General features: G+C 70.8%; 14 protein-coding genes. 5 read left to right on the plus strand and 9 right to left on the minus strand.

Going from position 1 to position 16770, the window contains the following annotated elements; all coding sequences use genetic code 11:
• Positions 1-18: 18 nt before the first annotated feature.
• Genes SM754_RS10700 through SM754_RS10715 form a run of 4 tightly spaced genes read right to left on the minus strand, consistent with a single transcriptional unit; the run spans position 19 to position 5007 of the window.
• Positions 19-1551: a DUF7519 family protein gene (locus SM754_RS10700; RefSeq protein WP_323676217.1), complete on the minus strand. Its 1533-nt coding sequence runs from the start codon at positions 1549-1551 to the stop codon at positions 19-21.
• A complete protein-coding gene (locus tag SM754_RS10705) occupies positions 1548-2822 on the minus strand; it encodes a DUF58 domain-containing protein (protein WP_323676218.1) in 1275 nt (424 codons plus the stop codon). Before SM754_RS10705 ends, SM754_RS10700 begins: the two co-directional genes overlap by 4 nt.
• The gene (locus SM754_RS10710; RefSeq protein WP_323676219.1) at positions 2819-3877 is read right to left on the minus strand and encodes a DUF7269 family protein; all 1059 of its coding nucleotides are present in this window, start codon (positions 3875-3877) and stop codon (positions 2819-2821) included. Before SM754_RS10710 ends, SM754_RS10705 begins: the two co-directional genes overlap by 4 nt.
• Positions 3874-5007: a DUF4129 domain-containing protein gene (locus tag SM754_RS10715; protein WP_323676220.1), complete on the minus strand. Its 1134-nt coding sequence runs from the start codon at positions 5005-5007 to the stop codon at positions 3874-3876. Before SM754_RS10715 ends, SM754_RS10710 begins: the two co-directional genes overlap by 4 nt.
• 130 nt (positions 5008-5137) lie before the next feature.
• Here SM754_RS10715 and SM754_RS10720 point away from each other — a divergent pair, with 130 nt between their 5' ends.
• Both SM754_RS10720 and SM754_RS10725 read left to right on the plus strand, forming a co-directional pair.
• Entirely contained in the window at positions 5138-6190 is a 1053-nt protein-coding gene (locus SM754_RS10720; protein ID WP_323676221.1) for a M48 family metallopeptidase, read from the plus strand.
• A 146-nt stretch (positions 6191-6336) separates the two neighbouring features.
• Positions 6337-8142, plus strand: a complete 1806-nt coding sequence (locus SM754_RS10725) for a M61 metallopeptidase family protein (RefSeq protein ID WP_323676222.1) — start codon at positions 6337-6339, stop codon at positions 8140-8142.
• Between the two features lie 182 nt (positions 8143-8324).
• Here the strand turns inward: SM754_RS10725 and SM754_RS10730 are convergent, their stop codons facing one another.
• The gene (locus SM754_RS10730) at positions 8325-9110 is read right to left on the minus strand and encodes an SDR family oxidoreductase (protein ID WP_323676223.1); all 786 of its coding nucleotides are present in this window, start codon (positions 9108-9110) and stop codon (positions 8325-8327) included.
• Between the two features lie 109 nt (positions 9111-9219).
• The gene (locus SM754_RS10735) at positions 9220-9729 is read right to left on the minus strand and encodes a hypothetical protein (RefSeq protein WP_323676224.1); all 510 of its coding nucleotides are present in this window, start codon (positions 9727-9729) and stop codon (positions 9220-9222) included.
• A 459-nt stretch (positions 9730-10188) separates the two neighbouring features.
• Between SM754_RS10735 and SM754_RS10740 the strand changes: the two genes are divergently transcribed.
• Complete coding sequence (locus tag SM754_RS10740; protein ID WP_323676225.1) at positions 10189-10767, plus strand: NUDIX hydrolase; 579 nt, start codon at positions 10189-10191, stop codon at positions 10765-10767.
• 120 nt (positions 10768-10887) lie between these two features.
• On the opposite strand, the gene SM754_RS10745 is transcribed toward SM754_RS10740, so the two are convergent.
• Both SM754_RS10745 and SM754_RS10750 read right to left on the minus strand, forming a co-directional pair.
• Positions 10888-13146 carry an NERD domain-containing protein gene (locus SM754_RS10745; RefSeq protein ID WP_323676226.1) on the minus strand — a complete coding sequence of 753 codons (2259 nt, stop codon included), beginning with the start codon at positions 13144-13146 and terminating at the stop codon, positions 10888-10890.
• Positions 13147-13213: 67 nt separating this feature from the next.
• A complete protein-coding gene (locus SM754_RS10750; RefSeq protein WP_323676227.1) occupies positions 13214-13462 on the minus strand; it encodes a hypothetical protein in 249 nt (82 codons plus the stop codon).
• A 167-nt stretch (positions 13463-13629) separates the two neighbouring features.
• Between SM754_RS10750 and SM754_RS10755 the strand changes: the two genes are divergently transcribed.
• Together SM754_RS10755 and SM754_RS10760 are read left to right on the plus strand one after the other, a co-directional pair.
• Positions 13630-14784 (plus strand): A24 family peptidase, encoded by a 1155-nt coding sequence (locus SM754_RS10755; protein WP_323676228.1) that lies wholly within the window; start codon positions 13630-13632, stop codon positions 14782-14784.
• 66 nt (positions 14785-14850) lie between these two features.
• Positions 14851-15555 (plus strand): 5-formyltetrahydrofolate cyclo-ligase, encoded by a 705-nt coding sequence (locus tag SM754_RS10760; RefSeq protein ID WP_323676229.1) that lies wholly within the window; start codon positions 14851-14853, stop codon positions 15553-15555.
• A gap of 21 nt (positions 15556-15576) precedes the next feature.
• Here the strand turns inward: SM754_RS10760 and SM754_RS10765 are convergent, their stop codons facing one another.
• Positions 15577-16638, minus strand: a complete 1062-nt coding sequence (locus SM754_RS10765; protein WP_323676230.1) for a zinc-binding dehydrogenase — start codon at positions 16636-16638, stop codon at positions 15577-15579.
• Positions 16639-16770: the final 132 nt, after the last annotated feature.

Raw genomic sequence — 16770 nt, forward strand, 5'->3', positions numbered from 1 at the left:
GCAGCGCTCGCAGCCGCCTCAGTCGGTGAGGTCCGCACCGCTCTCAGACCCCTCCTCAGTGGCGTCCTCGCTCCCGGTGTCGGCGAGATACGCGAACGCGACGAGCGCCACCGCGAGGAGCGCGAGCGCCGTCATCGCACGGTCCTGGGGGACGGCCGTCATGAGGGGGACGAAGAAGTGCGTCGCGAGCGACGCGAGGAGGACCGCGCCGAGACCGACGCCGACGGTCGCGATGACGTGCACGGCCTCCACCGAGCGCGTCGACGCGGCCTGCCCGACCTCCTCGCCGAACTCGACGGCGTACTCGCCGACGTCCCAGACCGCGATAGCCGCCGCCATCGCGACGAACACCGCCGGTGCGGGTGCGCCGGCGAACGCGCCGGCGACCGCGGCGACGAACAGCGTCGCCGCGCCGAACACGAACCCGCTCGCGTGCTCCGGGACGAACGGCAGTCCGAACGCCGCAATGTAGAAGAACAACCCGATACCCATCACGACGAGGACGCCCGAGACGCCACCGAGGACGCCCGGCCCGAACCCGTAGAGATCGACGGCGGCGGTCACCGCGCTCTCGCTGCCGGCCAGCCACTTCACGAACCCGTCGAATCCGGGGATGCTCGACACGAGGATGACGATGACCGAGAGTGCGACGCCACCGGTCGCGAACGCGAGCGTCTTCGGCGCACGATTCCCGAAGACCGCCACCGCGGACCGCCGGACCGCTGCGACGACCGGGAGCACCACGAGCACCGCGAGGACGACGAGGATAGCGCCGTGCAGGTACACGCTCGAGAGCAGTGCTCCGGCGATGGTGCCGGCGGGACCGGCGACCGCGAGCAGGTACTCGAACGGCCCGGCCCCACCGGGGAACGTGAGCAGGACGACCTCGACGCCGAGCAGGACCCAGAGCGCCCTCGGGACGTCACGGACGTCGACGACGTCGACGTCCTCGGGGTTCCCGGACGGTTCGAGCGTCGCCGCCGCCCGGCCGGCGCGCCCCGCGAACAGGCCGAGCAGGACGAACTCGAACTGGAGGGCGACGAACCCCGCCATCGGCGTGGTCGCGAGCATCACGGTGAACAGCGTCCACGACCCGAACACGACCGTCGAGAAGACGTTCGCGTACAGCGCAGCGGCGAGTATCGTCCCGGCGATGGTCGCGACGAACGACCGGGCGAGCGCCGCGAACACCGGCTTCACCGCCTCGTCGGGGTCCATGAGTGCGGCGAGGGTCGTCACGCCCATCGTCGCCGTGATCGCGCCGACGAGGACGGCGTCGACCGCGTTCGCCTTCTCGAGCGCGAGCGCCGCGACGACGAACACCGACGCGACCATGAGCAGCGAACTTCCACGGATGCGAGCGCGGAGCTCCTCCTGCGAGACGTCGCGGGCGGCGTACCCGAACGCGATACCGCCGACGACACCGAGGAGCGTCTGGAGCGCGTACCCCGCGCTCACGCCGAGGACCGTCGCCGCGACCGTCGCGACGACGACCGCCGCCGTCGACCCGAACGCGGTCCGCGAACCGTCGAAGGTGTACGCGTCGGTCACTTCGACCACCTCCGGCGCGCCCGATCGAACGCCGACCGTAACGGCTCGTCGGGCGACCACGCGACGACCTTCACGCCGGCTTCGCGGACCGTCCCGATGCGGTCGAGCCACTGGATGCGGTCGACTGTCGACCCCGGCGTCTCCGTGCTCGTCACGTCGGGCGCGAGCATCCGGACCTGATGCCCGGACGCCTGCAGGCGACGCGCGGTCTCCGCGGGCTCGTCGTCGGGGACCGCGGACACGAACATGACCTGCGCACCGTCCGGGAGCCGTCGCCGCAGCCAGTCGACGCGCCGGTCGTCGTTGTACGTCCGGAACCCGCCGTCAGTCACCACCGGGAACGACGATTCGGTGCTCGTGTCGAGGGCGTTCCGGATGCGGATGGCGTGCCCGTCGCCGACGCCCGGCGGGACGTACTCGCCGTCGTGCCCGTAGAACGCCAGCCCGACCTGGTTCCCCTCGTCGAGGAGGTACGACACGAGGCGTGCGGCCGCGAACTTCGACAGCGTCACCGCGTCCGGTTCGTCCTCGCGTCGAGCCACCCGGCATTCGTTCCGGACGTCCACGAGCACGACGACGTTCGCGGCGCGTTCCTCGCGGAACTCGACGGTCGTCAGCTCCCGCGTCCGTGCGTACCGCTTCCAGTCGACGCGGTTCATCGGGTCGCTGTGATGGTAGTCCCTGGACTGATAGAACTCCACGCCCTCGCCGCCGACGTCCGTCGGCACCATCCCCGTCTGGGATATCGTCTGCTGGGCGAGCGGGACGTCACCGACGTCGGCGCTCACCGAGAGCGTCGTCTCGGTGCTCGCCGTCGACCGCGCTTCGACGTCCCCGCTGACGTTCCGCGCGACGAGCGTCGTGTCGCCGAACTCGTGGCGGCCGCGACGCGCCCGGACGACGTACGAGAACGTCGTCGACTCGCCCGCCTGGAGCGTCGCCGAATGCCGCGGCGACCCGTCGACGACACCGATCCGGTCCGGGACGCCGTCGACGACGCGCACGTCCGGGACCAGCGAATCGCTCGCGTTCCGCACCGTCACCGTCACCTCGACGTCCTGTCCCGCGGTCGGCGTGTCGTCCGAGAGCGCGCGCTCGACCGCGAACGACGGTTCCACGGGCGACGTCGCGAACCCGTACGCGGCGTACGCGAGTCCGACGGTCGCCGCCATGAACAGCACGGTGTTGTTCCCGACGATGCCGAGCGCACCCGCGACGAGCGCGACGAGCAACCCAACCTGCCAGCGGTCGTTCCGTATCACGTCGTTCATGTGGTCTCACCTCCGCCCTCCGCGGCGAGCTCGACGCTCGCGTCCGCATCCTCGCCGTCAGTTGACGAGCCGCCCGCGTCTTCGCCGCCGGCCGACGAGCCGTCCGCGTCCGCGTCGTCGGTCGACGCGCCGTCGAGAGTCTCGTCGTCGGCCGCGACCCCGTGGTCGGCCGCGTCCGATGCGTTCGCGGTCGACGCGGTCGATGTCCCCGCGTCGGCCGCCGCTCCGGGAGGGCCGTCGAGGCGCACGTCAGCCATCGACGAGGGCCCGCCGTCGCTGGTCGACGGCTCGTCCGGTGCGAGCTCCGCGGCGGCCGCTCTGATGCGCTCGGTCTCCGTCGCGGTATGGACGGGGAGCGCCGACCCGGTCGCCGTCCGGCCGTCGCCCGCCTCGGCGTCGCCGCCAGTGGCGACGCCCGCGTGCCGAGCGATCGCTTCGACGGTCGCCTCGACGCGACGCTGGTACGCCTCGCCGCTCAACCAATCGAAGAACTGGAGCTTCAGCGGGAGGTCCGGCGTGTCCGTCCCGAGGAACGCGCTCGCTCGCGGGTCGTCCGTCCACTCGCCGGTCTCCAGGAGTCGCGTCGCCGCCTCCCGACCGACGTCGTGTTCGTTCGCGAGGACGCGTCCCGCGACCGCCTCGAGCGACGACCGGACGTCGTTCTTCTCGCGGTACGTCCACCAGTCCTTCGCGTCGGACTCCGGGAGCTCCCCGCCGACCGCCTCGACGGACTTGTCGATGTCGTCCCCGGTTATCGCGTTCTCGTCGTAGTGCGCTCGCTCGGGGGCCAGTCCCACGAGCGGGTTCGGCTCGGACTCGTCGGCGCCGGTCCGGTAGAGCTGGAGGAGGCCGTACGCGCCGCCGCCCATGGCGATGAGGACGACGAGCACGGGACTGCCGACGAAGACGCCGACGGTGTTCGCGACGACGTCCCCGACCCCGGGGACCAACGCCGCGACCAGTCCCAGGACGAGTGCGACCGCCGCGACGGCGGCGACGAGCGGTCGGAGCACGCCCTCGTTCCCCTCCTGCCGGAGGAACGACGGTCGGTTCACGACGACTCACCCTCCAGCGCACGCCGGACGCGTTCGTATGCGTCTCGGGCGACGGTCACGCGCTCGCCGTCGTCGGGACGCCCGCCGTAGCGGACGTCGCGGAACGCGGTCGTCAGCGACCGGATGGCGTCCGTGGGGAGCCCTCGGTCGATGGCGCGGCGAGCGATCTCGCCGGGCGTCTCCCCGTCGTCGCCGGAGACGCCGAGGTCCTCTTGGAGTCGTTCGAACGCTTCGCGCACCGACGCCGGCGGTTCCGGCGGTTCCGGGTCGGGGTTCGCGTCGGGCGTGGCGCTCGCGCCGCTGCGTGGGTCGTCGTCCGGTCGGTCGTCGCTCCGGCCGAGGAAGCTCCCGGAGCCGATGGACGAGAGCGCGCCGAACCCGAGCGTGATAGAGCCGAGGCCGCGGCCGAGGCTCCCGATGCCTCTCAGGACGCCACCGGGGACGGTCGCGAGTCCGCGACCGAGACTGGCGGCGAGCGTCCCGATGCCGGCCGTCATCGCGCCGAGACCGGACGTCGCGCTGCCGATGCCGTCCGCGAGTCCGTCGAGGATGCCGGGTGCGTTCGCGCCGGCGAACATCACGAACGACAGCGACGTCTGCGGGATGCGTCGGAGGTACTCGACGACGCGGAGATGCGGGGCCGATGGGAGGTCCCACTCGTCGGGATGGCGGCGTCGATGGTGACGACCCAGGCCGACGCTGGCCAGGACGACCGTCGCGCCGGCACCGAAGACGATGGTGGCGAGCGCGAGCAGGCTCCCCTGGAGGCCGCCGTCGGCGGCGGCGCCGCTCGCGGGAGTCGCGGTCGTAGTGGTCGTCGTGGTGTCGGTCGATGCGTCGGACCCGTCCGAGCCGTCGGTGGCGGTGGTCGTCGTCGATCCGTCCGCGGACGTGGTGTCGTCGGGCGTCGACGACGTGGTCGCCGACTCGCCGCTGGTGGTCTCCGCGACGGTCGCGGTCCCGGCGTCACCGGGGCCGCCACCGCCGGAGCCCGGGCCGCTCCCGTTGGCGATGCCGCCGGCCGGCACGGGGTTCGTGCCGAAGCCGCTGGCGGGGAACAGGCTGGCTCCGAGGACGACCGCGAACACGCACGCGATGGCGAGCGCCGCTCGGTACAGGTCGTGGTCCACATCTTGGCCTACACACGAACGGTTAAATATATTACCTTTGATACGTGCAAGGAGGGAACGAAATCACCGCGGCGCGCGTGTCAGGACGGAAACCCTTTTGGTGCCTACCTTCATTTCCACGACGTACGGCATGGAACGCGACAGGAAACTCATGCGGGACATCCTCCTCACGCTCGCCCTGATACTCGCCATCGACGGCGTCGTCGTCGGCGTGTTCGCACTCATCGCGTACCCCTGGCTGACGTTCCTCCACGACCCCATCGCCGCCGTGGTCGGCGCGACCGCAGCGCCGGTCGCTCGATGGCTCGTCGTCTTCCTCCCCGTCCTCGCGCTGTTCGTGTGGGCGCAACTCCGGTTCACTCGCCAGGAACTCCTCGCGGACGTCCCCTCGGACGACGACACCCGCGACACCCACCCCGACCTCCACGCGCGGTTCGCTCGACTCTGTAAGCAAGCGGACATGCGACCCCCGGACCTCGCGGTCGTCGACAGCGACGTCCCGAACAGCTTCGCCGTCGGCGGCGTCACGAACGCCACCGTCGTCGTCTCCGAAGGCCTCCTGGATGCGCTCTCCGACGACGAACTCGACGCCGTCCTCGCCCACGAGATCGCGCACGTCAAGAACCGCGACGCGACCGTGATGACGCTCGCGAGCTTCCTCCCCGCGCTCGTCAGCGACGACCGCGAGGTCCTGAACGTCGACGGCGGCGCGAACCTCCTCGTCTGGTTCGCCATCACGTTCGTCCTCTACCTCCTCGCCTCCGCCCCGCTCCCCGGAGCGCTCTTCTCCATGTCGTCGGTCCTCGGCTTCGTCGCGCTCGTCGCCATCAGCGTCCTCGGCGGCGGCATCCTCCTCGGCGTCCTCACCGCTCCGGTCGTGGTGCTCTCCCGTCGCCTCTCCGAGAGCCGCGAGTTCGTCGCCGACCGCGCCGGCGCGGTCCTCGTCGGCGACCCGAGCGCGCTCGTCACCGCGCTCGAGAAGCTCAGCGACCGCGGCCTCGAACTCCCCGAGACCGACGCGAGAGGACACTACAACGGCGTCGACGGCCTCTGCTTCCTCCCTTACGGGCTCGACGACGCGGACGACGGGACGGACGACGACACGTTCACCGTCGAGACGCGCTCGCATCCGCCGACGCACGAACGCGTCGCGAACCTCCGCGCGCTCGTCGACGAACTCTGACTCCCGATCATCGCACTCACCACCCCAGCCGGCATCTATCCCAGTCAGCATCCACCTCGGCCAGCGTCCACCTCAGTCAGCGTCCAGCCCAGCCAGCGTCCAGCCCAGCCAGCATCGTTAACTCGACCGCGGCGGTACTCGTTTCCGTGCGAAGCTCTCTCGTCCTCCTGGTCGCACTTCTGGTCGCACTCCCGGCCGTGGGGGTCTCTGGAGGGGCGACGGCGACGCCGGCGTCCGGTGCCCCGACCACGGTCGACGTCGAGTCCGACGCTCACGGCGACCGCGACGTCGGGCCCAGCGGTCACGACGGCGGGGTCGACCCTGCAGGGAGCGAAAGCGCTGAATCGAGCATCGTCGAACGCATCTCGCTCGACCGGACGCCCGACAGAGCCGGGTCCGTCCGCGTGAACGTCACGTACGACCTGCCGGACGACGTCGTGTCCCTGACCGCGGAGTCGCGGTACATCCGCTACGACGCGGTGACCCTCGCCGGCACGGAGGGCTTCGAACGGCAGTCCGACGGGTCGTTCGCGTGGGACGAGCGAACGACGGCGCCGACGCTCTCGTTCGCGTTCGAGGTCCCGGACACGCTCGAATCCGGCTCGCTCGGCGTCGAACGCGAGGACTACGCGTTCGTCTCGCTCCCGAACCCGTCCGTCTCCTGGCGGTACCGCGGGACGCCGCCCGCGTTCGAGAGCGAACGTCGAACCGCCGGTCCGGGCTACGCGACCGACGCGTACGCGCTCGACGGCGCCACGTCCATCACCTCGCGGTCGGTCCGTGACGTCGACCTCACCGTCGTGGTCCCGCCGACCGCACGCCCCGAGGCGACCGCGGACGCGTACGCGTCGCTGTACCGCTTCGGCCTCCGCGAGCTCGACGTCGGGTACGACTACGCGTCGAGCGGACTGTACGTGCTCCCCGACCAGCACGTCGACGACGACCTGGCGCTCGGGACGTCCACGCAGTACAGCTTCTGGGTGCAGGACGCGTACTCGGGGCTCGACGGCGTCCAGAGCACGTCGGCTCACGAGTTCGTGCACACGCGACTCGGGTCGTTCGACGACGGGTCGTCGCGCTGGCTGACGGAGGCGAGCGCGGAGTACTACGGGCACGTGCTCTCGATGAACGCCGGGTACGGGTCCTGGAGCGAGTTCCGGGCGGCGGTCGCCGTGGAGCGCGACGCGTTCAGGGATGCGACGCTCGCGGAGTCGTCGACGTGGCGGGACGAACTCGTCCCCTACGAGAAGGGCGCGCTCGTCCTCGCGGCGCTCGACGCCGAGATAATCGAACGAACGGGCGGCGTACGTTCGCTCCAGGACGTGCTCGCCTACCGGTTCACGGAGGGCGACCCGTACGGCGACCTGGAGACCTACGAGAACCTCTCGGCGGCGGTGGTCGCGACGACGGGCGACGAGTCGATGCGGGAGTGGCTCGACCGGTACGTCGCGGGTGGTGAGACGCCACCGGTCCCGTCGGACCCGGACGCGTTCGTGCTGAACGACTCGATGGATTCGGACGACGACGGCGTCCCGAACGGCGAGGAGGTACGGACGAACCCGTTCGACGCGGACACCGACGGTGACGGGGTCGACGACGCGGCGGACCCGTCCCCGACCGACGACTCCCGGCCGGAGGACGCGGGAACGACGACCACGGCCACCACTGCCACCACGACGACCACGGACACCACTGCCACCACGACGACCACGGACACCACTGCCACCACGACGACCACGGACACCACTGCCACCACGACCACCGTTCCGTCACTCACTGGCTCGGGGACGACGACCGCGTCCGAGACGCGGTCGCCAGTCACGTCGTCGAGGGCGCCGACCGACGGCGCGTCCGCCGGTGGGTCGGGGGGCGACGTGGACTCGATACCCGGGTTCGGGCCGGCGCTCGCCGCGCTCGCGATGCTGGTGGTCGTCGTCGCGATGCGAGACTGACCGCGACCAGCTCACCGTCCCCCGTCCGCGGGTTCTGAACACCACCTCGTCCGCTGTAATCTTGCTCGACGACCGGCCACGAGCCCGTCCCGTCCGGTCCCACGACGACCACCGACCCCACCGTGTCCGCAGTAACCGGCATCGCCTGCCGGCGAGGCCACGACGGGTGGCCTGCGCCGAGTTCAGTACGAGAAGAGGTCCGCGCCACCGGTCACGCCGATGACCTGCCCGGTCACGTACCGCGCCTGCTCGCTCGAGAGGTAACAGACGAGCGGGGCGACGTCGTCCTCGCGACCGAGCTCCTGCATCGGCGTCGCCTGTCGGATGCGCTCGAACTGCGGGTCGAACGCCTCCAGCTGCTCGGGCTCCATCTCCGCGAGGTCCTCGACGACGATGTTCGGCGTCAGCACGTTCGACGTCACGCCGTACTTTGCCCCTTCGAGCGCGAGGGTCTTCCCGAACCCGATGAGGCCCGCCTTCGTCGTCGAGTACGAGATCTGCGCGAAGCTCCCGCGCCACCCCGCGATGCTCGCCATCGTCACGATGCGCCCCCACCCGCGTTCTTTCATCCCCGGATAGACCGCCTTCGTCACGTTGTACGCGCCGGTGAGGTTCAGTTCGACGTCGCGGTCCCAGAGGCCGTCGTCGAAGTCCTCGAGCTTCGCGACCGCGTCCACGAACCCGGCGTTGTTCACGAGCACGTCGATGCCGCCGGTCTCCTCCTCGACCGCTTCGATGGTCGCGGCGACGTCCTCGCGGTCCGTGAGGTCGCACTCGACCGCCATCCCCGACCCCGACGCCTCGGGGTCGTCGGCTATCTCCTCGACGACGCGTTCCGCGCCGTCGCGGTCGACGTCAAGGACGACGACGTCCGCGCCCTCCCGGGCGAGGTGCTTGCAGTCTTCGCTCCCGAGCCGACCAGCCCCGCCCGTCACGAGGGCGGTCCGGCCGTCCAGTCCGAAGTCCATGTTACCAGGCCACGGACCCGGCGTTCATAGTTGTTGGCGTCGCGGCACCACGTCACGTTACGGACATCGGCGAACGATTAGACGATACACACGACGGCGATAGGTCGGGTCAGTCGTCGGTTTCGTCTCCCGTAAGGAACGCGTGACCGACAGTGTAGACGCACGTCACGAGCATGGAGAGCCAAAGTAAGATCCCTTCGAACCCGGAGAGCATCACGAGGACGAACCCCACCGCGAACCCGACGGACCCACCGACGGTCGACAATAGGAGTATCCGCCCGCTTATGTTCGGGCGCCACTCTCGGACGGTCTCCGGAGCCCAGGCGTTCACCGCCACAGTCGCTGCGAGATAGCACGGCACCAGACCGATGGCGTGATTCACGAAGAGGGCCTGGAACTGGAACCTGGCACCTGGTCCAAGGTCCCCGATGCTGTAGGACGCCCGGTACGTCGGCCAGAGGAACACGTCGATGCGACCGCCCTGGCCGGACTGGACGACCGTCTCGCGCAGTAGGACGAGGACGATCAGGTACAGCACAGCGTTCGCCAGCGGGAACGCGACGTATCTCGGCGTTAGGAGTCGGCGCACAGTCCCCGACGACGGGTCGTCGACCGGCATCTACCCCACACCTTTCGGAGCACGACAGTCAGCCTTCCGGCGTCCCGCCGCGGACCGAGCCACCGCGGACTGCGTGCGTTCGGACGGGTCGTGCGTCCGCGGACCGACGCCACCTCCCCCTGGTCGCCGGATGCGACCGCATCGGGATTAGTTCCGCTCGGCACCAAACGAGCGTTTTTTAGTACTCGCAAAGCGTGGCAGTTCGTCCAGTCTATGCGCTCTTTACTCGACGCCGTATGGAAGGAATACTAGGTGTGCGGGGGGATATGGTCATCAATACTAAGTAAGAGTCCGTGCTTGCCAGTGACATACCTCGGTGCGTTCACCGCCGTCGCCGCCCGTGCCGCGAGGATCGAATCGCACGCCTCGGCCCGTCCCACGACGACTGGTCGTGGTTCAGCGGACGCGGCGCGGACCGAACCCTGCCGTACCCGTCGACGACACCAGAACCGACCCATCATGTCACAGCGCAACCGTCCCGTTCCGTCCACCGACGCCGTCTCGCTAGATGACTCGACTCCAGAGCCGTCCGCGGCGACGCCGCGGCCGACGGTTCCGGAGAGCACAGCGACCGGTCATCCCGCCGCCACGACGTCCTCGCGGAAGGTCTGCGCGTACGTCACGCGGAACGACGAGGAACTCCTCGTCTTCGAGGGGCCCGGTCACGAGGGACTCCAGGTACCGAAGGGGACCGTCGAAGGGACCGAACCACTGCGGCGTGCGCTCTCGCGGGAGGTCCACGAGGAGAGTGGCCTTCGCCCCTGCGGGACGCCAACGCCGCTCGCGAGCGACGTCTGGATGCGCCGTAACCACCCGCCGCGCTACTACGTCCGGCACTTCTTCCACGTCACCGTCGACGATCCCCGCGACGCGTGGACGCACACCGTCACCGGCACCGGCGAGGAGGTTGGCACCGAGTTCGCGTACTCGTGGATCGACCTCGACGACCCGACGGAGCTCGCGGCCGATTTCGACGCTCCGACCGAGTTCGCGCTCGACCTCGACGACTACGTCCCGCTCCTCCAGGAGCGACTCTGAGGCACGTTCGATCACGGCCAGTCTCACGTCGGCGCCGCCCCGAACGCGTCCGCCGGCGGTACCCCCGACCCGTCACCACTCTCCGTCATAGCACGCGGTTCGCGCCCGGCCGCAAAGTGCCTACTGCCCCACCCACTCGAACTCGTCGAGCGTCGCGTTCCCCCCGGCGTCGTCGGCCTCGACGTCACTCGGGTCCTCGTCGCCGAGTCGTCTGTCGAGCGCGTCCGGCGTCGGTGCGGGGAACGAGAGCGCCGGGAACGGGCCCGTCGCCTGCTCGCGAACGCGCTCGACCTCGTCGAAGACCGCGTCGTCGACGCCGGAGAGCGACGCCCACGCCTGCGTTCGCGTGAGCGCGACGAACAGCTCGTTCCGGCGCGTGACGAGGTCTACCCGTCGGTCGTCGTCCGCGACGCGGTCGACCCCCGCGACGTGCACCGACGCGGCCTCGTTCCCCTTCGCCCGATTGATCCGGGAGACCGTCACCGCGCCGTCCTCGCGGAACGTGTCCACGTCGCCGTTCCAGACGAGGTTCGCGTCGATGCCGCGGTCCGCGAGCGCATCCCGAACCCGCTCGCCGAACCGACGGGACTCCCCGACCCCGCCGAGCGGGACGACCAGCACCTCCTCCGCGGGCAGGCCCTCGACGTCGACGTCCCGCTCGACCGCGTCGGCGACGTGCTGGACCTCGCCGGCGCGACTGTGCGCTCGCGAGACCGACAGGAACGGCCGCGCCGCTTCGCGGTCCCGGAGCGGGTGCGGCGAGTGCTCGTCGGGCCGCACGACCTCCACGGGCTCGCCGTGCCGCCGGAAGTCGCCGCGTTCGACCTCGTACCCGAGGGACTCCCAGCCGCGCTGCGTCGTCAACGCCTGCACCGCGCCGGCCTCGCGCAGGAGCCCCATCCCGAGCGCGTGCGCCGTCAACAGCACCGGCCGCGGCGTCCGGTACGCCCTCCGCATCACGACGGACTTCCGGACGCCGCCCTCGTACTGGCCGCGCAGGTTCACGACCGGCTCGCCGGCGTCGTCAGTCCCGAACACCGCCGTCGGACTGGGCGCCGAGAGCGTCTGGAGCGACTGCGCCTCGTCGTACGCCCACACCAGTCGCTTCGGCGGCTTCAGGGCCGCGTGACACAACCGCAGGAACCCCGGGTCGAAGTCCTGTGCCTCGTCGACGAGCACCGCGTCGTAGCGCTCCTGGGGTCGCCCGTCCGCCAGCACCTCCTCGCAGCAGTTCGCGAGCAGTCCACCCTCCGCGTCCGCGAACGCCGCCTTCGCGTCCGAGAACGTCCGCGGCTCCACGCCCGCGGCCTGCGCCACGTCGTAGTAGAGGCCGCGACTGGTCTTCCCACCCCACGCGTGCATCACCTGGAGGCGCGACCAGTCGACACCGTCGTCGGCGAAGTACGCGTAGTACCGCTCGACCGCCTCGCGCGCCGCGTCGTACAGCGCCCGCGTCTGGAACGTCAACACGATCCGCCACTCCGGATGCCGGGCGTGCATCTGCGCGGCCTTCTGGGCGAGCACGATGGACTTCCCGGACCCCGCGATACCCCGGACCTGCTGGGGGCCGTCCGGCACCTGGAGCGCGAACCGCTCCTGGGCCTCGTCCAACCGCTTCAGTCCCGATTCGACCTCCGCGAACAGGTCCGCGCGCGTCGCCCCCGGCGCCACGCCCTCGCGCTCGCCGCCACCGCCGTCGCCGCCGTCGTCGTCGGACGCGACCCCGGTCGTGCCGTCGTCGTCGTCCGCGTTCGCTCCCGGGAACCGCTCGCCGCTGATGGGTTGTCCGCCAGAGAGCACGGCCCTGGCGTCCGCGTACTCGCTCGCCGAGAGCCGCCGAGTGTCCGGGAGCGCGTCGAAGCGCTCGCGGAGCGTCGCCGGCGTCAACTCGTCGCCCGTGATGACGCGCGGCGCCGCCGGCAGGTCGTCGAACCCGCGGTCCACCCACTCCGACCGCGTCACGTTCGGGAGGACGACCACGGGATGCATCGCGACCACGCAGTTCGCGCGCCGGTCCATCAACGACGGCTCCTTCGTGAAGTGCGAGAGCAACCGGAACCCCTGCTCGCGGACCTGCGTGTACGGCGCCGCCGCGTCCTGGCGCGTCCCCGACAGCACCCAGCGTTCGCCCTCGATGCGACCGATCTGCTCGCTCGTGAACCCCTTCACCTCCAGGACGACGAGTCCGTGGTCGCGCGACAACACCAGGACGTCGAGCTCGCGGTCGAACCGGCCGTCCGCCTCGTCGACGACGGGATACCGGCGGAACGCGACGCCATCCGTCTCGGTCCCGAACGCGTCCTTCAGCGACCCCCATACCTCGTCCTCCGCGTCGACGCCCGCGTGCGCCGCCGCCACCCCGGACGCGACGAAATCCATACGAGAACCGAATCGCTTACGCGCGGATAAACCCACCGCCTGCGTGGGCTTCGGGAGCGAACGAGCGCTACTCCGCACCGAAGAGTCTGGCGAGCACGACGTCGCCGAGGAGGACGAACGCCATCCAGCACACAGCGAACGCGAGCAGTCCGACCATGAACGTGTTCCCGACGACGCCGCGATAGTAGGCGGCGACGGACGCGAACGACCCGACGACGAGGAGGACGGCGGCGCTCGTACTGACGAGGACGGCGATGGCGGTCGCTCGCTCCCGCGGACTCCCCGACCGGACGAGGTCCAGCAACTGACCGAGCACGACTTCGTCTCGCCGTACACTCCCGCCCCCGTCGACTTAAACCGCCGGGTCGGCTCGACGCTCGAAACCCCTTCGGGCCGCTCCGGAACTCCCGTCCCGACCGCGGACTCGTCGCCCGATTCGATGCGGAGGTTTTTATCCTTGCTCGCGGTACGACCGGCAGACACGTGACCGCCGAGAACGCGAACTCGCTCCTGGACCTGGCACGACTCCTCGTCGTCCCCTTCTTCGCGTGGGCCGCCTACACCGACGTTCGGACGCGACGCATCCCGAACCGCGTCTGGCCGCCGCTTTTCGTCGGCGGCGTCGTCCTCTTCGCGCTCACCGTCCAGCGCGCGCTCGCTGCCGGCTATCCGTACGCGTCGAACGCCCTGCCCGCGGCCGTCGTGAGCCTCGGCGTCGTCGCACCCGTCGCGTACCTCTTCTGGCTGTTCGGCGGCTTCGGCGGCGCGGACGCGAAGGCGCTGCTCGTCCTCTCGCTGCTGTTCCCCATCTACCCGTTCTACGAGGTGGCTGGCGTCGTGCTGCCGCTCCCGGGGAACGAGAACCCGCTCGGGAGCTTCGCGTTCACCATCCTGACGAACACGGTCCTCGCGGGCATCCTCTACCCGCTCGGGCTGTTCGCGCGGAACGCGCTGAACGGCGAGTTCGCGCTCCCGATGTTCCTCGGGACGCGCGTGGACGTCGACAGCGTCGACGACCGATACGGAACGCTCATGAACCGCAACGACGGCATGCAGGGCGGCAGCCTCGACCTGGACGCGCTCCGGATGTACCTCCGCTGGCGCGGCGAATCGCTCTCGTCGGTCCGGGAGCGCGCCGACGCGCTCCGCGACCCGGCGTCGCTCCCCGACGACCCGAACGACCCCGGAGACGGGAACCTCGACGCGCACGCGCCGGTGGACGAGGCCACCGTGGAGGGGTCGAACCCCGATACTGCGTCCAGTGACGACGCTACCGAGGTCGGCGACGCCGCCCACGATGGTAGCGACGGCGAGACGGAGAGGGGTGACGTCACCGACAGCGACGTCAGCGACGGCGACGCCAGCGGCGACGAGAACGGGAGCGGCGACGCCAGCGACGACGCACCGGAAGCCGACGGGCTCGAGGACGCCTGGGGCGCGGAGGCGTTCCTCGACGACATCGACGGGGACGCCTACGGGACGTCGCCGGAGTCGCTCCGCGCGGGACTGGACGTGCTCGCGAGGTCCGGGCAGGTGTGGGTGTCGCCGGGCATCCCGTTCATCGTCCCGATGTTCGTCGGACTGGTGCTCGCACTCACCGTCGGCGACCTCGTCACGGCGGCTATCTCGCTGCTGTGAGCCGCCGACTCGCGGCCGGCGAGCGCGAGCGGCAAGCGTTTTGCCGGGCACGTCCCGCGTAGACGCATGGACAAGGACGACCTCCGCCAGACGGTGTGGGACGAACTCGACGCGTCGGGCGAGGCCAGGTTCCCGTTCCCGCCCCACGGCCGCATCCCGAACTTCGCCGGCGCCGAGACCGCCGGCGACCGGCTCGCGGAGACGGACGCGTGGCGGACCGCCGACGTCGTGAAGGCGAACCCTGACGCCCCACAGTTGTCCGTCCGACGGCGAGCGCTCCACGCGGGGAAGACGGTCTACATGGCGGTGCCGCGGCTCGCGAGCGAGGAGCCGTTCTACGAGCTCGACCCCGACCGGCTCGGCGTCGACGAGTACGACGCCGCGGCGACGGTGTCGAAGGTCGAACGGTACGCGGACACCGTCGGCGTGGACGCACTCGGGCACGTCGACCTCGTGCTCTCGGGGAGCGTCGCGGTCTCCGAGGCCGGGGCGCGCGTCGGGAAGGGCGAGGGGTACAGTGACCTCGAGTGGGCGGTGCTCTCGACGGCCGGTCTCGTCGACGACGCGACGACGGTCGCGACGACCGTCCACGAACGACAGGTCCGGGAGACGCCAGCGCCGGCCGCGCACGACGTCCCGATGGACCTCGTCTGCACGCCGGACCGCGTCGTCCGCACCGAGACCCCCTACGACCGGCCGTCGGGCGTCGACGCCTCGCTCCTCGACGACGAACGCATCGAGGAGATTCCCGTGCTCCGCGACCACACGTGACGGCCAGTGCACTCCGGGCCCCTAGAACTCGGTGACGACCTCGATACCGCTCGTGTCGTAGGTCGTCATCGCGGCGAGGCGGTCGGAGACGTCCGCGAGCGCGACGCGGTTCGACACGAGCGCGCCGGGGTCCAGTCGTCCGGCGTCGAGCATCCGGATGAGCTCGTCGTAGCGCGTCGGCGGCATCCCGCGGGACCCGTGGAACGTGACGTCCCAGCGCGTCATCGCGTCGACGGGCAGCGCCACCTCGCCGCGCTCCGCGTCGGTCGTGAGCCCGAGCTGGACGTGCTCGCCGCGCGACCGCAGGCAGTCGACGCTGTTCCGGCACGTCTCGGCGCGCCCGAGCGCGTCGACGGAGACGTGCGCGCCACCGCCGGTCAGCGACTCGATGGCTCCGGGGACGTCCTCGGTGTCGCTCGCGTCCACCGTCTCCGTCGCGCCGACGTCCGACGCGTACGCGAGCGGGGCCTCGCGGACGTCCACGGCGACGACGCCCGCGCCGAGCGCCGACGCGACCTGGACCGCCGCGAGCCCGAGGCCACCGCAGCCGTGGACGGCGACCCAGTCGCCGGCGTCCACGTCGACGCGGTGCGCGAGCGCGTGGAACGCCGTGACGTACCGGCAGCCGAGCGCCGCCATCTCCTCGAACTCGACGTCCGCGGGGAGCGTTATCGCGTTGTAGTCCGCGTAGGGAACGTGCACGGCCTCGGCGAACGCGCCGGGTGCCGCGGCTTCGAACCCGAGCGCGTACCCGTCCTCGCAGACGTTCCCGTGTCCGTTCACGCACTGCGGGCACGACCCGTCGCCGAGGTTGAACGGGACGGCGACGCGATCACCCGGCGAGTGCGTGTCCACGCGCTCGCCGACGGACGCGACGACGCCCGCGGGTTCGTGCCCGAGAACCTGCCCGATGGGGACCTGGTCGTCCGCCCACTCGCCGTGCCCCTGCCAGGAGTGCCAGTCGCTCCGACAGACCCCGCACGCCTCGACGTCGACCACGACGCCGTGCGGGTCGGCCTCGGGTCGCGGGATCGAGTCGATACGCAGCGGTTCGCCGTACGCCTCGAGGACTGCGGCGCGCATACGCCAGTAGACCACCGAGAGGCACAAAGTCGTGTGGTCCCCGGCACGCTCGGGCCTCGAATCTCCCGGCACCCGCACCTACACGGATCGACCCGCCACCGTCGGCCGAATCGACTTTACGCTCGACGGGTG

Source organism: Halorubellus amylolyticus, assembly GCF_034808145.1.
Lineage (GTDB): Archaea > Halobacteriota > Halobacteria > Halobacteriales > Natrialbaceae > Halorubellus.